At 40.1% G+C, this 19,148-nt stretch carries 19 protein-coding genes; 8 read left to right on the top strand and 11 right to left on the bottom strand.

Annotation, left to right across the window (positions count from 1 at the left end; genetic code table 11):
* Window positions 1-35 precede the first annotated feature (35 nt).
* The 5 genes from GQR55_RS07630 to gmk all read right to left on the bottom strand — a co-directional run bounded on the left by GQR55_RS07630 (window position 36) and on the right by gmk (window position 5,445).
* Window positions 36-1,643 (bottom strand): FapA family protein, encoded by a 1,608-nt coding sequence (locus GQR55_RS07630; RefSeq protein ID WP_166420109.1) that lies wholly within the window; start codon window positions 1,641-1,643, stop codon window positions 36-38.
* Window positions 1,644-1,790: 147 nt separating this feature from the next.
* Window positions 1,791-2,183 carry a RidA family protein gene (locus tag GQR55_RS07625; protein WP_007580015.1) on the bottom strand — a complete coding sequence of 131 codons (393 nt, stop codon included), beginning with the start codon at window positions 2,181-2,183 and terminating at the stop codon, window positions 1,791-1,793.
* Between the two features lie 12 nt (window positions 2,184-2,195).
* Window positions 2,196-4,301, bottom strand: a complete 2,106-nt coding sequence (gene spoT / locus GQR55_RS07620; protein ID WP_166420108.1) for a bifunctional GTP diphosphokinase/guanosine-3',5'-bis pyrophosphate 3'-pyrophosphohydrolase — start codon at window positions 4,299-4,301, stop codon at window positions 2,196-2,198.
* 122 nt (window positions 4,302-4,423) lie between these two features.
* The gene (gene rpoZ / locus GQR55_RS07615; protein ID WP_007378835.1) at window positions 4,424-4,699 is read right to left on the bottom strand and encodes a DNA-directed RNA polymerase subunit omega; all 276 of its coding nucleotides are present in this window, start codon (window positions 4,697-4,699) and stop codon (window positions 4,424-4,426) included.
* A gap of 125 nt (window positions 4,700-4,824) precedes the next feature.
* Window positions 4,825-5,445 carry a guanylate kinase gene (gene gmk / locus GQR55_RS07610; RefSeq protein ID WP_166420107.1) on the bottom strand — a complete coding sequence of 207 codons (621 nt, stop codon included), beginning with the start codon at window positions 5,443-5,445 and terminating at the stop codon, window positions 4,825-4,827.
* Between the two features lie 250 nt (window positions 5,446-5,695).
* Here gmk and GQR55_RS07605 point away from each other — a divergent pair, with 250 nt between their 5' ends.
* Window positions 5,696-7,171 carry an NAD(P)H-hydrate dehydratase gene (locus GQR55_RS07605; RefSeq protein WP_166420106.1) on the top strand — a complete coding sequence of 492 codons (1,476 nt, stop codon included), beginning with the start codon at window positions 5,696-5,698 and terminating at the stop codon, window positions 7,169-7,171.
* A gap of 22 nt (window positions 7,172-7,193) precedes the next feature.
* Here the strand turns inward: GQR55_RS07605 and GQR55_RS07600 are convergent, their stop codons facing one another.
* The 5 genes from GQR55_RS07600 to GQR55_RS07580 all read right to left on the bottom strand — a co-directional run bounded on the left by GQR55_RS07600 (window position 7,194) and on the right by GQR55_RS07580 (window position 11,217).
* Window positions 7,194-7,640: a VOC family protein gene (locus GQR55_RS07600; protein ID WP_166420105.1), complete on the bottom strand. Its 447-nt coding sequence runs from the start codon at window positions 7,638-7,640 to the stop codon at window positions 7,194-7,196.
* A 400-nt stretch (window positions 7,641-8,040) separates the two neighbouring features.
* Window positions 8,041-8,454, bottom strand: coding sequence for a nucleoside diphosphate kinase regulator (gene rnk / locus GQR55_RS07595; protein WP_166420104.1), 414 nt, complete (start codon window positions 8,452-8,454; stop codon window positions 8,041-8,043).
* Between the two features lie 193 nt (window positions 8,455-8,647).
* Window positions 8,648-10,294 carry a chaperonin GroEL gene (gene groL, locus GQR55_RS07590; protein ID WP_166420103.1) on the bottom strand — a complete coding sequence of 549 codons (1,647 nt, stop codon included), beginning with the start codon at window positions 10,292-10,294 and terminating at the stop codon, window positions 8,648-8,650.
* Window positions 10,295-10,342: 48 nt separating this feature from the next.
* Window positions 10,343-10,630 (bottom strand): co-chaperone GroES, encoded by a 288-nt coding sequence (locus GQR55_RS07585; protein WP_007580032.1) that lies wholly within the window; start codon window positions 10,628-10,630, stop codon window positions 10,343-10,345.
* A 110-nt stretch (window positions 10,631-10,740) separates the two neighbouring features.
* The gene (locus GQR55_RS07580) at window positions 10,741-11,217 is read right to left on the bottom strand and encodes an FxsA family protein (RefSeq protein WP_007580034.1); all 477 of its coding nucleotides are present in this window, start codon (window positions 11,215-11,217) and stop codon (window positions 10,741-10,743) included.
* A gap of 178 nt (window positions 11,218-11,395) precedes the next feature.
* On the opposite strand from GQR55_RS07580, the gene cutA reads away from it, so the two are divergent.
* The 5 genes from cutA to accC all read left to right on the top strand — a co-directional run bounded on the left by cutA (window position 11,396) and on the right by accC (window position 16,110).
* Window positions 11,396-11,716 (top strand): divalent cation tolerance protein CutA, encoded by a 321-nt coding sequence (gene cutA, locus GQR55_RS07575; protein WP_002958839.1) that lies wholly within the window; start codon window positions 11,396-11,398, stop codon window positions 11,714-11,716.
* A complete protein-coding gene (locus GQR55_RS07570; RefSeq protein WP_166420102.1) occupies window positions 11,716-13,563 on the top strand; it encodes a protein-disulfide reductase DsbD in 1,848 nt (615 codons plus the stop codon). Before cutA ends, GQR55_RS07570 begins: the two co-directional genes overlap by 1 nt.
* A gap of 228 nt (window positions 13,564-13,791) precedes the next feature.
* The gene (aroQ, locus tag GQR55_RS07565; protein ID WP_166420101.1) at window positions 13,792-14,244 is read left to right on the top strand and encodes a type II 3-dehydroquinate dehydratase; all 453 of its coding nucleotides are present in this window, start codon (window positions 13,792-13,794) and stop codon (window positions 14,242-14,244) included.
* A 40-nt stretch (window positions 14,245-14,284) separates the two neighbouring features.
* The gene (accB, locus tag GQR55_RS07560; protein ID WP_007580042.1) at window positions 14,285-14,743 is read left to right on the top strand and encodes an acetyl-CoA carboxylase biotin carboxyl carrier protein; all 459 of its coding nucleotides are present in this window, start codon (window positions 14,285-14,287) and stop codon (window positions 14,741-14,743) included.
* Between the two features lie 26 nt (window positions 14,744-14,769).
* Window positions 14,770-16,110 carry an acetyl-CoA carboxylase biotin carboxylase subunit gene (gene accC / locus GQR55_RS07555; RefSeq protein WP_165728302.1) on the top strand — a complete coding sequence of 447 codons (1,341 nt, stop codon included), beginning with the start codon at window positions 14,770-14,772 and terminating at the stop codon, window positions 16,108-16,110.
* A gap of 416 nt (window positions 16,111-16,526) precedes the next feature.
* On the opposite strand, the gene GQR55_RS07550 is transcribed toward accC, so the two are convergent.
* Window positions 16,527-17,228: a FadR/GntR family transcriptional regulator gene (locus GQR55_RS07550; protein WP_165728301.1), complete on the bottom strand. Its 702-nt coding sequence runs from the start codon at window positions 17,226-17,228 to the stop codon at window positions 16,527-16,529.
* A 186-nt stretch (window positions 17,229-17,414) separates the two neighbouring features.
* Between GQR55_RS07550 and GQR55_RS07545 the strand changes: the two genes are divergently transcribed.
* Entirely contained in the window at window positions 17,415-18,173 is a 759-nt protein-coding gene (locus GQR55_RS07545; protein WP_166378329.1) for an SDR family oxidoreductase, read from the top strand.
* A 3-nt stretch (window positions 18,174-18,176) separates the two neighbouring features.
* On the top strand, window positions 18,177-19,127 hold the full coding sequence (locus GQR55_RS07540; RefSeq protein ID WP_166420100.1) for a 2-dehydro-3-deoxygalactonokinase: 951 nt from the start codon (window positions 18,177-18,179) through the stop codon (window positions 19,125-19,127).
* Window positions 19,128-19,148 lie beyond the last annotated feature (21 nt).

Here is a 19,148-nt window from a genome sequence, read left to right as displayed (position 1 = left end):
GAATTAATTTGAGTGCTCAATAGAGCACTCAGTTTTTAGCTTGTTTTAAACTCTATTTCGATTTTGTTATTCAAAAGTTTAACGTTGCAAGGAGGGTAATTACGGATTGTTTTTAGCACTTTATCAAAAATATGAATTTCTACACCTGAATGCAAAACAGAATTTACCGCTAAATTAGCGTCGTTAAGCAAATCATGTAAGTCGTGATCTAAGTTTGAAAGACGTTTTTCTAACTGTTCTGCTTGCTCACAATAATGTTTTTGAGTAGCACCAATTTTAGTAATTAATATTTTCTTTTTTTCGATGTCTTTCACTAAATCAGTTTTTTCTAGCGCCGCTTGCAGTGCATCTAATTGCGAATCTGTTTTAGCTAAGTCTTTAAAGCAGTTATCGGTATCGGCGGTTATTTCAGCGCCAGAAGCCGCTAAATTAATAATCATTTTAGCGCCTGACTCATTCCCTATTTCGCCAGCAATGAGGGTCGTTGCATCAAGTATTTCACCACCAAATATTTTACCCTTAGGTAAGTCGGATTGACCAACTTGCAGTAAGCGTTTAGCTTTCATTACACAGTGGCTTGTTTGGCGATCAATAAAAATATTATTTGCTTCTAGGTAGCAATACTGTGAGTGAGATACATGGATATCACCCAGCGCAATTAGTTTGCAAGAAAGTGACTTATTATCTGATTGTTGATGGCCAATAATACCTTGTTTAACAGTTATGTTTCCGCCGGCGGTAAGCTCTCCAGATTCAACAGTGCCAAATATAGTAATATCACCTTTAGCGGTTACTTTCATACCAGGGTCTATATTGCGGGTGACAATAACACTGCCTTGAAAGTCAATATGGCCGCTTTTTACATTTACATCTGAAATGGTAAAAATATCGTCGACACGCATACCGTTATTTATTTCAACAGGAACACCTGCAATAGTAGAGACTAGCTCAAGCGGATTTAGCTTTGATATTTCGGTACCTTCACCAGCAACTAATTGCTTATTTTCTCCAGGTTTTGCGGGCAGTATGTCGCCTACTACAGTAAAGCCTTCTTTGCCGGGGGTTGCTGGTTGCTGACGAATAAGTACAGAGCCTGGCTCTACACTTGCCAGCTTGCCAAAATCACGCATATCCACACTGCCATCTTCTTTGAGCTTGGGTGTTTTTAAGCGATCTTTTAAGGTTTCTACTGTTGCAATTAATTTAGTTGCTAAGCCATCACTTGGGAGCCTGCCTTTTGCTAATACTCCTTTAAATACAGAACCCGCTGTGTTCTCAAATTGCTTTTGCAGTAACAGCTCTAAAAATGCTTGTTTATAGCCACGCACAATTCCTGCTTTAATAAGCTGTTTTTTTGCATCTTCTAGACTTAATAGCTTTCCGCCTTGGGCAAGCGTTAGCTCGCCAATAGCCAGCATTTTATCGTCGCTAATAGTTACATTTAAAGTGGCATTGTGTTTTGTTGCTACAATCAGGGTTTGTTGTGTGTTTTCGTTTTTAAAAAAATCATTAATAGCATCATGATTTATTTTGCAGTCGCAAAAAGCTGACTTTTCGAGAGCCTCTAAAATAAATGCAGCGCTGGGAGGAATATGCTCTTTTACATCAAGTAAAACGTTTCCATTATTTGCAAGCTTAAACACTAGTTGATCCTTTTCTACTACTTAAGTTAAATTTTTTATAAAAAACAACTACAGAGTGCTAGAAAATAGTATTTGAGTCAAGAAATGAGAGAGAGTGAATTTTAAGAGGGAAATAAGGCTATGGGGTAGAGCCATAGCCTGTAAAGCTTAGTTAGTAGAAGGTAATTCCATAATGCCGTCTATTTCAACTTGCGCACCTTTTGGTAGTGCACGAACACCTAATGCAGCTCTAGCTGGGTAAGGTTGTTTAAAGTATTGGCTCATCACTTCATTTACAGTGGCGAAGTTAGATAGATCAGTTAGGTAAATATTGATTTTAACTAAATCGTGAATTTTTCCGCCTGCTTCTTCACATACCGCAGCAATATTTTTAAATACTTGATGCGTTTGCTCGCTAAAATCTTCTGAAATCATTTCCATCGTTTCTGGAACTAATGGAATTTGACCAGATAAATAAACAGCGGTACCTACTTTAACTGCTTGGCTATAAGTGCCAATAGCTGCAGGTGCTTTGTCGGTAGAGATAAATGCTTTATTCATGTGTTTCCTATTTTACTTTTTACGATAGACTTTTTGTACATCAGGCATAACGCGAATGCGGCGCATAATGTTAGCAACGTGGATACGGTTTTTAACGGTAACCCCTAAATCTATCACGTATAAATTACTTTCTTTTTCGTCGGTGGTAATTTCTACAATATTGGCCTGAGTAGTAGCAACCACATTGGTTAATTTAGCCAGCGCCCCTTGATGATTAATAATTTCAACTCTCAGAGCTGCAATATATTCTTTTTCTGGGTTATCGTCCCATTTTACAACTAAGTATTTAGAGCGTTCATTTTCCCAACCACGAATGTTTTTACATTCTTGGCGATGAACAGTCAGGCCTTTACCTTGGCTTATATGAGCCGTAATGGCATCGCCTGGTACTGGGCGGCAACACTTAGAGTAATTAACTAGCATGCCTTCAGTACCAATAATGGTCGCCTTGGCTTGGTTAGTTATATCAGTTAAGTCGTCATTGTCATTTTGTAATAAGCGCTTAGCAATTAACATGCTCATTAAGTTACCAGAACCAATTTCTACCAATAACTCAAGGACTGTAGAGAGTTCATGCTCTTCAAGCACTCTTGCTATATTTTCATCAGCAATGCTATCGAGTTTGTTTTCGCCTAACGCAGAATCAAGTAAACGACGGCCTAAAAGCATTGCTTCTTCGTGATGTTGGCTTCTTAGGTAATTACGAACGCCTAAACGTGCTTTACCAGTAACAATAAAGTTTAGCCAAGTCGCATTAGGGTGGGCGCCTGAGCTTGTTATTATCTCTATGGTTTGCCCTGTATCGAGTGGTTTACTTAAAGGGTGTGGCTTGCGATTAACGCGAGCACCTACACAGGTATTACCTACATCTGTATGTACTGCATAAGCAAAATCGACTGCGGTAGCACCCATTGGTAGCTCAACAATACGACCATCTGGCGTAAATACGTAAATTTCTTCTGGGAATAGCTCAGTTTTTACGTTTTCAATAAATTCAAATGATGAACCCGCACTTTGCTGAAGCTCTAATAAGCTTTGCATCCATTGGCGAGCACGTTGCTGCGACGTATTACCGGCACCATCACCTGATTTTTTATACATCCAGTGCGCCGCTACACCTTTGTCGGCCATCTGATCCATATCGTGAGTACGAATCTGAATCTCAACAGGTATTCCGTGTGGGCCAACTAATGAAGTATGAAGCGATTGGTAACCGTTTGTTTTTGGTACCGCAATATAATCTTTAAAGCGTGTTTCAATAGGCTTATAAAGACTGTGAGCCACACCTAATACGCGATAACACGTATCCATAGAATCAACTGCAATTCTAAACGCGTAAATATCCATAACTTCGTTAAATAGCAGTTCTTTATTAAGCATTTTTTTATAAATACTATATAAATGTTTTTCACGGCCCGACACAGTCGCTTTAATACCTGACTCTTCAAGACGTGCTTCTATTTCATGTTGGATATTCGTAATAACTTCTTTGCGATTACCCCGTGCTTTTGCAACTTCAGATTTAAGTGCACGATGACGCATAGGGTATAAAGCTTGAAAACCTAAGTCTTCAAGCTCATTTTTAATATCGTGGATACCTAAACGGTTTGCTATTGGCGCATAAATTTCTAGCGTTTCACGCGCTATTCTGCGGCGCTTATCTGGTCGCAGTGCGCCTAAAGTACGCATGTTGTGTGTTCTATCAGCAAGCTTGATTAAAATAACTCGAATATCCTGAGTCATTGCCATAATCATTTTACGGTAGTTTTCAGCTTGGAATTCTTTTTTATCTTTAAAGCTGAGCTTATCGAGCTTACTTACACCTTCAACGAGTTCTGCCACAGTTTCGCCAAAAATTTCGGCTAAATCTTGTTGGCTAAAATCAGTATCTTCAATTACATCATGCATTAGCGCGGCCATGAGCGTTTCATGGTCAAGGTGCATGCCTGCAAGAATTTGGGTTACTTCAACAGGGTGAGTAATATAAGGTTCGCCACTCGAGCGAGTTTGTCCTTCATGGGCCTCTCGGGCTACCACGTAAGATTTTTGAACCAGCTCTACATCAGCAGCGGGCAAGTATTCTGAAATTTTCTTTTTAAGACCTTCAAAAAGATACATTTACACTCCAATGTTCTTGTGAAGCAAATTAGGTAAGTTACGAATATACGATGAAATGAAAGGATTGCCAACGGCTATAGTAGAAATACTGCGCCGTTGGCTAAATCAGACCGGGAGGTCGATTATTGGTTGCCACCAACAATGGCAGCAACAGCAGCTAATTCTGCTGCTTCTTGGTGTTGTTGTTCTTCACGGTCAATTAAGTCCATTGAAGCGCTATCAACTAAACCTAATTCAATTTCACGTAAAGCAACTACCGTTGGCTTATCGTTTTCAGGGTCTACTAGTGGAGTTTTACCACCAACAGCAATTTGGCGGGCACGACGAGCCGCAACTAAAATTAAGTCAAAACGATTACCAACTGCATCTACTGCATCTTCAACTGTTACGCGGGCCATCACAGCACTCCAAAAATAATTTAAAAGCAAAGACGTAGTTTACTCCAAGGAGCCACTTTCGCCAATAGCCAGTGTTCAATTTTTATCAGTTTTACTTGCCTAAGCCTAATTTAAGTAAGCTTAAATTATTTAAGCAGACTATTTAGTAAAACTTGATGACGATCTTCTTGCGCTTTTAGTGTTAAGCGTTGAGCCATTACAATTATTTTTATGTCAGCAAGTGCAGTCTCAAAGTCATCATTAACAATTACAAAGTCGTATTCACTATAGTGAGATGTTTCTGACTGTGCTTGCGCCATACGAGAGGCAATAACTTCAGCCGAATCTTGGCCACGGTTATTTAAGCGTTGTTCTAATTCTTCTTTTGAAGGCGGTAGAATAAAAATAGTTTGTACGCTTGGCATAATTTTACGAACTTGCTGGGCACCTTGCCAATCAATATCTAAAAACACATCGATACCGGCATCAAGTTGCGACTCAATAGCCTGCTTTGATGTGCCGTAGTAATTATCGAATACTTGAGCCCATTCAAAAAAGTCATCTTTGGCAATAAGCGCTTTAAATTCATCTGTAGATGCAAAGTGATAATGCACGCCATTTTCTTCACCTGGGCGAGGGGCGCGAGTTGTATGTGATACAGATACTTTCATATCAGCGTGATTTTTCAATAACGCATTGATTAAGCTTGATTTGCCTGCACCAGAAGGGGCTGACAAAATAAATAAATTACCGCGAGTTTGTGCCATGTTTTTCTCTACCTAAAAATAAACAGGCTTGGGTTACAAGTAAGCCAAGCCTTTAATTAACTGTATTGTACTTTAATTAGCTCACCTTGCTCAAGTTAGTCGTGCACATGTTAACTGTGGTCAAGTTAGTCGTACCAAATTGGCTTGGTAGTACATTTTAAATAAAATTGAGGTTTAAAATTATCAACAGAACTAGCCGCTAGATATAAGTATTTGATAAGGTGAGGTATCACTCTTTATAGGAACCTTCATGCTCAATAAAACTTTATTTACCGCACAACAAGTAAGAGACAATGAAGCTTTAGCTGCTAAAAACAGTCATTGTGATTTATTTACCCTAATGCAGCGTGCAAGCGAGGCGGTATATAAGCAATGGCAGTTATTTGATGCACAGCGTACATTAGTCATTGTTGGTCATGGTAACAACGCTGGAGACGGTTACGTTGTAGCTAGGCTTATTATGCAGTCAGGTAAAGAGGTAACAGTATGCGCAGCTGAGCCTAATAAAGTATTAACCGGTGATGCAGCAAAAGCGCAGCAGTTATGGATTGAAGCGGGTGGGGTAGTTTCTCATTTTACAAAAGACATTCTTAATGAGTGCGATATAGTTATTGATGCTCTACTTGGTACTGGCCTTAAAAGCACCGTACGCGATAATTTTGCAAACATAATTAAAGCTGTAAATAACAGTAATAAGCCAGTAATAAGCATTGATATTCCATCAGGCATTGAAGCAAATACAGGGCTGCCTTTAGGGTGTGCAGTACAAGCGACTTCAACCGTTACTTTTGTGGGTATAAAGCAAGGGCTCACAACGACGGCAGGTAAACAATATAGCGGTAAGTTAGTATTTGATGACTTAGCAATTGGCGATGCGTTTACTTGTATCGCTCAATCTTCAGGTACTCTGATTAATATCAATAGCTTTAAAGGAATAGCCACGCGAGCAATCAATAGTCACAAAGGAAGCCACGGTAAACTTTTATGTGTTGGTGGCAACCAAGGTACTGCAGGTGCAATTAGGTTAAGTAGTGAAGCAGCTCTTAGAACGGGAGCTGGCATGGTAAGAGTGTATACACACGGAAGCTCAATAACGCCTATTAGCATTGGTAGACCAGAGCTTATGGTAAGCAGTAATAACCTACACCAAGCGCTAGAGTGGGCAAGCTGCGTTGTTATTGGCCCAGGGCTTGGGCAAGACGAATGGGCACAACAAATATTCGATGAAGTAATGCAATATTGCCAAAGCAATAAAATGCCTCTAGTTATAGACGCAGATGCACTTAACTTACTGGCTAAGCAAGCTTCATCATATATGTTAGAGCAATGCGTACTTACGCCACATCCAGGTGAAGCCTCTCGACTCCTGAGTGTTAGCACCAGCGAAATCGAATCTGATCGTTTTAATTATGCTCGCCTTTGCGCTAAACGCTATAACGCGACTTGTGTATTAAAAGGGGCTGGAACATTAATAGATAATGCTGAGCAAACGTGGGTATGTGAAGATGGCAACCCAGCACTGGCCGTTGGCGGCAGTGGCGATGTACTCACTGGTATTATTGGTGCCTTACTTGCTCAAGGTTTAACTATTGATGAAGCTGCACGCTATGGTGTAACACTGCATGCTAGAGCCGGTGATATCGCCAGTGAGCGAGATGGGCAAAGGGGAATGCTACCCAGTGATTTATTCGCAATTGTAAGAGAGTTAGTTAATAAAGTGACGTGAGCTTAAGCGTCACTTTATCTTGCTAATTATTAAGCTGCAGTAAGTCCCATTTTGTACCATATAGGTCTTCAAAAACCACTACGGTGCCATAAGGTTCTACTCGAGGCTCTTCGGTAAATGTAACGCCTTTTGAAAGCATTAAATTATAATCGCGCCAAAAGTCATTGGTATGCAAAAATAAAAACACACGACCACCCGTTTGATTACCAATAGCGCTTATCTGTTCGGGCGTTGTGGCTTTAGCAAGTAGCAGATTAGTCTTGCTCGAATTAGCTCCTTTTGAACTAGCAGTGTTTGAACTAGCCCCGTTTGAATTTGGAGGTGAAATTAACACCCAGCGCCTACCCTCTCCTAAGTTAGTATCCTCTACTAACTCAAAGTTGAGCTTTTGAGTGTAAAACTTAATTGCCTCATCGTAGTCCTTAATAACTAATGCAATGCTGCCGATATGCTGTTGAACGTTAGTCATGTTTGGTTTACTCCGTACTATTTAATAAATGTGCTTTTTATCATATTTAACCTGAACTTTGGTTAAGATATTTACCAAAATATTGAATTATAGTGATATTTAAATTTATTTTCTCTAGCCAGAAATTTTCAGTGAAAACAAGGCGAACTTACACGTCAATAGCTGGCCTATTGTAAGTAAATTCAACGCAGTGAGCGCTGAAAATAGCTGCTTGAAATAGATTTATTATCCAGAGTTCAGGTTGTTTAGTAAACGATTATGCAGGGTATATGCCCACAGTATGCAACTTAGTTATGGGTATAAATTAAACAGTATCAATCTGCTTTATAATAAAAAGCAAAACCCAGCCGAGGCTGGGTCTACTTTAAACCGATTTTTTAGTACTAAGTACATAAAATATTTATCTGTGTAATTCACCAGCACGTTCTGGCTGGTAGGTTACTTCTTTTATTTTTACTTTTATTAAGCCGCCACTCGGTTTTGGCCACTCAATTTCGTCGCCTTGAGCTAGCCCAAGTAATGCGCTACCAACGGGTGATAATATCGATATTTTATCGCCGCTAGAGTCACTGTTCTTTGGGTACACCAAGGTTAACGTAAATTCTTCTTTAGAAGACTCAACAATAAAGTTTACAGTTGAGTTCATCGTTACAACTGACGATGGCATATCTTTAGGTTCGACTATTGTTGCTCGTGCCAGTTCAGCTTCCAATTCTTCTTTGTTAGCAAAGCTACCTGCAGGCAATGATTCCATTAAGTCATACAATCTATCTGCATCGAGTGATGAGATGATTAGTTCAGGTTTTTTATTCATCTTAATATCCTTAATAATTTTTAATAAATAAAATTAACTCTGAGTATGGCTTGGCATGCATTTAAGAAGCAAAGGGATACGCGAAGTCATTTTATTAATTAGCCACACCTGTGGCTTTTACTTTATTTGTGCCCAATAGCTAAAAACCCAGCCGAAGCTGGGTTTTTATTTGAGCTAGGTGTTTAGGGGATGATTACATCATTCCGCCCATACCACCCATTCCGCCCATGCCACCCATATCAGCGCCACCAGCTTCATCTTTTGGGATTTCAGCTACCATTGCTTCAGTAGTGATCATTAGACCCGCAATAGACCCTGCAAACTGTAATGCAGAGCGTGTTACTTTAGTTGGATCTAGGATACCCATTTCAATCATGTCGTTGTATTCGCCAGTTGCTGCGTTGTAACCAAAGTTACCGTCGCCGCCTTTAACTGCGTTAATTACAACAGATGCTTCGTCGCCAGCATTTGTTACGATTTGACGAAGTGGTGCTTCCATCGCACGAAGTGCAACTTTAATACCGTGGTTTTGATCTTCGTTGTCGCCAACTAAATCAACCAGCTTGCTAGCTGCACGTACAAGTGCAACACCGCCACCAGGTACTACGCCTTCTTCAACCGCTGCACGAGTTGCATTTAATGCATCTTCAACGCGGTCTTTTTTCTCTTTCATTTCCATTTCAGTAGCAGCACCTACTTTGATTACTGCAACACCGCCAGCTAATTTAGCCATGCGCTCTTGTAGTTTCTCTTTATCGTAGTCTGATGTTGCTTCTTCGATTTGTGCTTTAATTTGTGAGACACGACCGCTAATACCCGCTTCTTCACCAGCACCGTCAATGATAGTAGTATCATCTTTAGTGATAATTACGCGCTTAGCTGTACCTAGGTCTTCAACTGTTGCTTTTTCAAGCTCTAAGCCGATTTCTTCAGAAATTACAGTACCGCCAGTTAATACAGCGATATCTTGTAGCATTGCTTTACGACGGTCGCCAAAACCAGGTGCTTTAACAGCTGATACTTTAACAATACCGCGCATATTATTAACTACTAATGTAGCTAGAGCTTCGCCTTCAAGGTCTTCTGCGATGATTAGTAGTGGTTTACTTGCTTTAGCAACCGCTTCTAATGTTGGTAATAATTCACGGATGTTAGATATTTTTTTATCTACAAGTAGAATAAATGGGTTATCTAGTTCAACAGTGCCTTTTTCTGGGCTGTTGATAAAGTAAGGAGATAAGTAACCACGGTCAAACTGCATGCCTTCAACAACATCTAGTTCGTTTTCAAGTGATTGACCTTCTTCTACAGTAATAACACCACTGTTACGGCCTACTTTTTCCATTGCTTGTGCAATGATGTCGCCAATCTCTTTATCAGAGTTAGCTGAAATAGTACCTACTTGTGCAATTGCTTTAGTATCAGAACAAGGAACAGATAACGCTTTAAGCTCTGCAACAGCAGCAATAACTGCTTTGTCGATGCCGCGCTTAAGATCCATTGGGTTCATGCCTGCTGCAACAGCTTTAAGGCCTTCATTAACAATAGACTGTGCAAGTACTGTAGCGGTAGTTGTACCATCGCCGGCTGCATCATTTGCTTTAGATGCAACTTCTTTAACCATTTGTGCGCCCATGTTTTCAAACTTGTCTTCAAGTTCGATTTCTTTTGCTACAGATACACCATCTTTAGTGATAACTGGTGAGCCAAATGATTTATCTAGTACAACATTACGGCCTTTAGGACCTAATGTAACTTTTACTGCGTTTGCTAGGATGTTTACGCCAGTTAGCATTTTAGCGCGTGCGTCACCTGCAAAAAGTACTTCTTTTGCTGCCATGTTTTAAATTCCTCTAAATTCTTAAATGTTTATAAACGAAAAGTAGGTTTAGCCTACAATGCCTAAAATATTATCTTCACGCATGATCAGGTACTCTTGACCTTCGATCTTTTCAACTTTTTCAACATATGAGCCAAATAACACAGTGTCACCGGCTTTAACTTCTAACGCTCTCACGTCACCGTTTTCTAAAACGCGACCATTACCTACGGCTACAACTTCTCCGCGAGTTGATTTTTCAGCTGCAGAGCCAGTTAATACAATACCGCCAGCAGATTTTGTTTCTTCTTCTAGACGTTTAACGATTACGCGATCTTGTAAAGGACGAATGTTCATGTTTTTTAGTTCTCCTAACAGTTTCTGAACAGTACAGAAAAAAGCTTTTCTAATTTGCATTCATTAATGGGGATGGAGTGTAAAATTCCAAGAGAAAAAACGATAAATTTTTAATCTTTTCTCTCATACTCGCCGTCAATAGTTGTTGGTCGTTCCATTTGCCCTTGCTCTCGTTCAGCATGTTGCTGCCCAGCAAACGGCGATGGCCCTTGTTGCATACCTGCGCTCATTCTAACAGTTGCTTGGCTAGCAAGGCCTGCAGCCAATTTGTTACGAATTGCAGGGGTTAATAATAGTAATCCAAATACGTCTGTCATAATGCCAGGGGTAAGTAATAATACACCTGCAATTACCACGCATATTCCGGTAAATAATTCTTTGGCTGGCATTTGCCCTTGCGCCATTTGCGCTTGTACATTTTGCAGCGCACCCATACCTTGTGTTTTAACCATTTTGGCACCTAAAATCGCAGTAATAACAACCAGTGCTATTGTTGCAAATCCGCCAATCACGTCGCTTACTTGAATCAGCAAGGCGATTTCGATAATAGGAATGATGATAAACAACACAAATAAAAATCTAAACATAACGCTCTCTAAATAATGACACTCAAAAGAGTTGATGAAATATAAATGAGGGTGACGAGGTCTCTTTTCAAGGTTAGGGCATAGGTATCGTCATTTTACTGATATTTTAGCGTCTACACATTGTATCGGCTATCAGATACTATGAAGCTAGACACTGTTAAATAAGTATAGGTTCATAATGACTACGCATTTTAAAATGATTTTTACGACCTGCAAAGACGAAGCAGAAGCACGCAGTCTAGCAAGGGCGTTAGTAGAAAAAAAACTGGCTGCTTGTGTAAATATTTTACCTAACATGGGCTCTATTTATATGTGGGAAGGCGAAGTGGCAGAAGCAACTGAAGCCAAGCTACTTATAAAAACAAAAGCAGATAAAATGAATGATGTGTTTTTAACAATAAAAGAGTTACATAGCTACGAAGTGCCAGAGATTCAGGTTGTAGAAGTATCAACAGGTAATTTGGCATATTTTAATTGGATGGACGAGGTACTGAATTAATGCGTTTTTTCTTTTTATTGTTGGTTACATTATTAACTGTACCTGTAAAGGCTGCGACTAATAATGTGCTTGGTGATCTACTTGGGCCTCCTCAACACACTTTTTTACCTGTAGACCAAGCGTTTGTATTTGACTTTGATCAGCAAGGCAGCACCTTGTTTGTGGGTTGGGATATAGCGCCAGACTATTATTTATATAAAAAGAAAATAGAAATCATTGCCAAGGGTGCAAGCATTCAAGTAGGTGACTCTGGTAGTGGCGAAATTATTGAAGATGAATTTTTTGGTAAAACAGAAGTCTTTTTCAATTCTGCGAGTGTTGTAAGTAAGCTAAGCAATATAACCGAAGGCGCTGTTGTTAAAGTTCGTTATCAGGGCTGTGCAAAAGCAGGGCTTTGTTATCCGCCTGAAGTTATTAGTATTCCGTTAAGTGTAATTAGTGGCGCGCAGATTAAAAATGTAGATCAAAATAGCGCTACAGATGAAGCGGCGTCTGCGACCAATACGTTTGCAGCACTTAATGAGCCAACTACTGAACCTACTACTGAACCCATAACAAATTCAGATGACACCAAAAAAGAGCTCACCTTTACTGAGCAATTAGCAAGTCAGAGCTTGATAACTAATTTACTCATATTTTTTATAGTGGGTGTAGGCCTTGCTTTTACGCCGTGCGTATTTCCTATGTTTCCTATTTTGTCGAGCTTAATTGCGGGCCAGCAAAACCTTTCAACTAAAAAAGCCTTTGCACTGTCGTTTGTATATATACAGGGTATGGCAGTTACCTATGCAGCGCTTGGTTTAGTTGTTGCGGCACTTGGTGGGCAAGTGCAGGGGTATTTACAGCATCCATTTGTATTAATTAGCTTTAGTTTATTATTTGTATTATTGGCTATGTCGATGTTTGGTTGGTACGAAATTAAACTGCCAAGCAGTATGATGAGCAAGTTAACCCAAGTAAGTAATAACCAAAAAGGCGGCAACTACGTTGGCGTATTTTTAATGGGTGTACTTTCGGGCTTAATAGCATCACCTTGTACTACGGCGCCGTTGTCGGCTGCTCTGTTATTTGTAGCGCAAAGCGGCGATTACTTGGTAGGTGGTTTAACACTGTACGTGCTTAGTTTAGGTATGGGGTTACCATTGTTATTACTTGGTACATCTGGCGGTAAATTGCTGCCTAAAGCGGGTGGTTGGATGGAGCAAGTTAAAACCTTGTTTGGTTTTGTGATGCTTGTAGTGCCACTGATATTACTTGAGCGACTAGTAAGCGCCGACATTATATTATTAATGGCAGGTGTGCTTGCATTAGCAACAGCACTTTACTTACACCATTGGCAAAGCAGTCAAACGCAAAGCAAGTTAAAAACAGCGCTGTGGTTTGCTGCAACGCTACTCGTTATTACAGGCTTTACGTTAACTAAAAACTACTTTTGGCCGGCACAAGTACGATCTGTACAGGTAAGCTCGCAAAGTAATGAGTTTAAACAGGTTGCTGATTTAGCTGAACTAAAAGAAGCGGTAGCGCAAGCGAATAATGAAGGTCGAATGGTTATGGTCGACTTATATGCAGATTGGTGCGTGGCGTGTAAAGAGTTTGAACATTACACGTTTCCAGATGCCCAAGTGCAAAGTGAATTTAGCCATTATCAGCTAATTCAAGTTGATTTAACGGACAGTGATAATAAAACAATTGAGCTAATGGAAGAGTACACCGTGTTTGGTTTACCGAGTATTTTGTTTTTTAACACCCAAGGTAAAGAGTTAAGTACACAACGTGTAACCGGCTTTTTAAACGCTGACGATTTTGCTAAACACCTTGCTACAGTGCGCGCCAGCGCACAATAATAGTGCAACACAGCCACTTGGGTATACCGAGTGGCTTTCTAATTCATGCCTCCCCTCGCGTTCCCAAAATAGAGATTGGACCAGTATTTTGCTGCTATTTACATCGAAATCACTATAATAGTTGGTTAACGTGAGAATTTGTTGCTACATTGCTTTTTCTGCTTACTTAAAAGTGAAAAACTAGTTAGTAACCGCTTAACTCATTACTTATAGGATATATCGCGTATTATGACTGCAAAATTTAACCTTTTGGTTATAAATGGTCCAAATTTAAACATGCTTGGCAAACGTGAACCGGATAAATACGGTTTTCAAACGCTAAGTGAAATTATGAGCGAACTAACAAGTGCCGCTGATAGTCTAGATGTTGAGTTAACGCATTTTCAAAGTAATAGTGAGCAAGCCCTCATTGAACGAATACACAGTGCTTGGCAAGCGGTTGATTACATAATAATTAACCCTGCTGCATTTACGCATACAAGCGTTGCATTACGTGATGCATTGCTAAGTGTTGATATTCCGTTTTTTGAAGTGCATTTAAGTAATGTGCACGCACGTGAAGCCTTTCGTCATCATTCGTACTTTTCTGATGTAGCGCAAGGCGTGATATGTGGATTAGGTGCAATGGGTTATCACGCAGCATTAAATGCCGCTGTGAGCCGGTTGCAAAACGCAATTTAATTTAAATTAACACACAAACAACTAACAGGCGGGTCGTGTAATGGATATTCGCAAGATAAAGAAGCTTATCGAATTAGTAGAAGAATCAGGTATTGCTGAGCTAGAAATCACTGAAGGTGAAGAATCAGTACGTATTAATCGTAACAACATGAGCGCAGGCCCAGGTTACCCGCAATTTGCTCCACAGCAATATGCACCAGCGCCAGCAGCACCAGTTGCAGCGGCTCCTGTAGCAGTTGAAGCGGCAGCACCAGCAGAACCTACTGGTCATCAAGTTAAATCACCAATGGTTGGTTCTTTTTACTCTGCAGCTTCTCCAGAAGCGCCAGCATATGTAGAAGTTGGTCAACAAGTTAAAGTTGGCGACACGCTTTGTATTATCGAAGCTATGAAAATGATGAACCAAATTGAATCAGATAAAGCCGGTACAGTAAGAGCTATCTTAGCTGAAAATGGCGAGCCAATAGAATTTGATCAACCTCTATTCATCATTGAATAATAGCGTAACCTAAAAGGCCAACTCTAATGTTAGATAAAGTAGTCATTGCAAACCGAGGTGAAATTGCACTTCGTATATTGCGCGCCTGCAAAGAGCTTGGGATCAAAACGGTTGCTGTGCATTCAACGGCAGATCGCGATCTTAAGCATGTATTGCTTGCAGATGAAACCATCTGTATTGGTAGACCATCAGCAACTGAAAGTTATTTAGATATTCCGCGCATTATTGCTGCGGCTGAAATAACTGACGCTGTAGCGATTCACCCTGGTTACGGTTTCCTTGCAGAAAATGCTGATTTTGCCGACCAAGTTGAGCAAAGTGGTTTTGTATTTATTGGTCCTCGTGGCGACACTATTCGTCTTATGGGCGATAAAGTATCTGCTATCGCAGCAATGCGTAAAGCAGGCGTTCCATGTGTACCAGGCTCAGACGGCCCGGTATCAGATGATAAAGAACGCAACATGCAAATCGCTAAGCGTATCGGTTACCCGGTAATCATCAAAGCCGCTGGTGGCGGTGGTGGTCGTGGTATGCGTGTTGTTCGCAGCGAATCTGAACTTATTGATTCAATTGCATTAACACAGCAAGAAGCTAAGCAATTCTTTGGTAATAGCATGGTTTACATGGAAAAATTCCTAGAAAACCCACGCCATATCGAAGTTCAAGTATTAGCTGACGGCCAAGGTAATGCAGTACATTTAGGTGAACGTGATTGTTCTATGCAACGTCGTCACCAAAAAGTAGTTGAAGAAGCGCCAGCACCAGGAATTACTGCTGAAACGCGTAAATTCATTGGCGAGCGCTGTACACGTGCATGTATCGAAATTGGATACCGCGGTGCAGGTACGTTTGAGTTTTTATACGAAAACGGCGAGTTTTACTTCATCGAAATGAATACGCGTATTCAGGTTGAACACCCTGTAACTGAAATGGTTACTGGTATCGATTTAGTAAAAGAGCAATTAAAAATTGCAGCGGGCCAGCCTTTATCATTCACTCAAGACGACGTTGTTATTCGTGGTCATGCTATTGAGTGTCGTATTAATGCTGAGGATCCTGAAACGTTTATTCCTTCACCGGGTAAAATTACACGTTTCCATCCTGCTGGTGGTTTAGGTATTCGTTGGGACAGCCATATTTACGCTGACTATACGGTTCCACCACATTACGATTCAATGATTGGTAAGTTAATTACTTACGGTGAAAACCGTGACGTAGCTATTGCCCGCGCGCGCAATGCACTTAACGAGCTAGTAATTGACGGAATTAAAACTAATACTCCTTTGCATAAAAGAATTCTTGCAGATGAAAACTTCAAAAATGGTGGCACTAACATCCACTATCTTGAGAAGAAATTAGGATTATAATTCGAGCCTAAAAAGGTGTTTTATCGGAGTTAATAACCAGAGTTATTAATCTGATTTAAATAATTAAAAATCCGATATCAGGTGACTGATATCGGATTTTTTAATGTCTGTAATTTATACTAATTCGCTTAATTAAATGATCTATTTTGAGGGCGGAAAAACGTGTTGGTAGCTAGGCAAAAAATTCGCTATTTAGTTGTTCTCGGCAATTGCTCCTGCATTGCTCTACCTTCTGCATCCATGCAGTCGTAAATGAGAATTTTTTAACGCAGGTAGCGACACGTTTAGCCCCGCAAAATGATTAAGTATTATTGCGGATTGGTATTAAGCCTTATAGGCAATAAAAAAGTCCATTGAATATACTGCAAAGAGTAAATTCGATGGACTCAATATTCATACAATATGTTGAACTAACATTAAACTAATTTAGATTCAATTAACTGTAGTGCTTCTTCTAAAATTGTTTCTACTGCTTTTTTTGCGCGTTCAGGGTCGCGTGATTTTATAGTTTCTAAAATATCAGCATGCTTAGCCACGTCTGCGCCCGGTACACCTTTAATGTGGTTTGTGTAGCGAATACTTACTCTAAGCGCAGTACTAATAAACTCAGTTAACTGTACAAAAAAGCGATTGTTACTGGCCACTAATATGCTGGTATGAAAAGCAATGTCAGCTTCTAGTGGGTCGTCTAAGCCTTCGTCAGCTTCAGCCATACGAGCTAAGGCGTTATCAATTTCAGCGAGCTGTTCAGCAGTGGCATTTACTGCTGCAAGCGCGGCTGCTTGTGGCTCAAGCGCAACACGCACTTGAGTAAACTCTTTTAATAATGATAAAGATGGCTTACTGCTTAAAATCCAACGCAGTACGTCGGTGTCAAACATATTCCAGCTACTTTCTGGTAGTACGCGAATACCTTGCTTAGGACGAGAAGAAATTAATCCTTTAGCAGAGAGCATTTTTACGGCTTCGCGAGTAGCACTGCGACTCACATCGTATTTTATACATAAATCGGCTTCAGAAGGCAGGCCTTCGCTTACAGGGTAAACACCACGCACAATAGCAAAACCCAAATCGTGGGTTAATTGTTGTGTTAAATTTTGACGAGGTTGGCTTTTCATTGCGCAGGATTCCGAGTTGATATATTGCTTTATTATATATCATATATCATATTAATGTACTTGAGGATATGATATAAAGTTTTAATTGGCTAATTATTTTAGCACAGCGTTTTAGTTCTTTATAACGTCTATTGGCGTTTTTAATAAGCAAAACACTATTGTAAGTTGTTGTTTGGAGAGTTTAATTTGGACACCCTAGCTCAATATCATAGTATTTCTGGCAAAGTTGTGTTTATTACCGGTGGTGCATCAGGCATTGGCAGAGCAATGGTTAAATCCTTTGTAAACCAAAATGCAAAAGTAGCGTTTATTGATATTGATGATAAGGCTGCACAATCGCTCATTAGTGATTTACCCGATGCAAAACTATGGTACAGACAAGTAGATGTCACTGATTCGCATGCACTTCAGCAATCACTTGTAGATGCATGCGCCGCTTTTGGTGCCATTAATGTACTAGTTAATAATGTAGCGAACGACCGCCGCCAAGCAAGCGAAGACGTTACAGTGCAAGACTGGGATCAGTGCTTACAAATAAACTTAAACCCTGCTTTTTTTGCTTCTCAAGTTGCTATGTCTTTTATGAAAGGTGATGAGGCGGGCAGTATCATTAACTTTAGCTCTATTAACGCGATTATGGGCCAGCCACAAATGGCCGGTTATGTAACAGCAAAAGCAGGGTTAATTGGTATGACTAAGGCACTTGCACGCGATTATGGCGAGTTTGGTATTCGCGTTAACGCTATTTTACCAGGGTGGGTTGCCACCGACCGTCAACTAGCAAGTTGGTTTACCGAAGAAGAGCAAGTTAAGTGGATGGAAGCCATGGCGCTTAAAAAGTTAGTAACACCTGAAGATGTTGCTAATTTGGCACTCTTTTTAGCCGCCGACGAAAGCAGTATGATTACCGGGCAAAGTATTAAAATTGACGGTGGGAGGCTGTAAAGTTTGGCTACTTCATCTCTTTTTATTGCCGTTGACTGGGGCACAAGTCATTTACGCGCTTATTTGTGCGAAGTGCAAGCACAGTCAAAACTTACATTATTAGCACAGCGTGATGGCCCGGGTGTGGTTAAGGCGAATCAAAATTTTGAACAAACCTTAATAGACACTGTTGCGGTGTGGAAGCAACAATATGGCAGTTTACCTATATATATTGCAGGGCAAATTACCTCAAGTATTGGCTGGCACAAAACCCCTTATTTAGAATGCCCAATTAATCCCGAAGAACTCCTTAATGCGGCTATTAGCTTTGATTGCGATGGGCATATTATTAAGGCATTCCCAGGTACAAAATGTACGCTGCAAAATGGCTTATTTGATGTAATGCGTGGTGAAGAGCTGCAAATACTCGGCTTTTTAAAACAAAATACACAGTATCAACAAGGTAAAATATTATTATGTTTGCCGGGTACACATACTAAATGGGTGCTTATAAACAACGGCGAAATCATTTGCTTTAAAACAGCCATGACCGGCGAGTTATATGATTTGTTATGTCATCAAAGTGTTTTAATTCCTAACGACTGTGCAGAAGGTGAGTTTGACTTTAAAGCATTTGAGCAAGGCTGTGAGCTAACTTTAGGTAGTGATAGCGGTAACTTGGCACATGGTATTTTTAGTGTGCGTACACGCCAGCTTTCAAAGGAGTTAACGCCAGTACAAGCCAAAGCCTATTTGTCGGGTGTATTAATTGGCAGCGATGTACGAGCAGCTCGCCATGCTAGCGAATGGCAATTATTGAGTGATACACAAGTTGTAGTGATTGGCACAAAGCAGCTGAATAAGTGTTTTACTACGGCGCTTAATCAAATAGGTGTGAAGTGTGTTGAGTTTGATATTAAAACAGCGACGCTTAGCGGTTTTAATTATTTATTTAATTTAGAGTCAAAAAAATAAACCCCTCTATAAAAATTAAAT

This window comes from Pseudoalteromonas sp. Z1A8 (assembly GCF_011378855.1).
In the GTDB taxonomy this organism is placed as follows: Bacteria; Pseudomonadota; Gammaproteobacteria; order Enterobacterales; family Alteromonadaceae; genus Pseudoalteromonas.
Note: the sequence above shows the minus strand (reverse complement) of the source record. Positions and strands in the feature narration are given on the sequence as shown.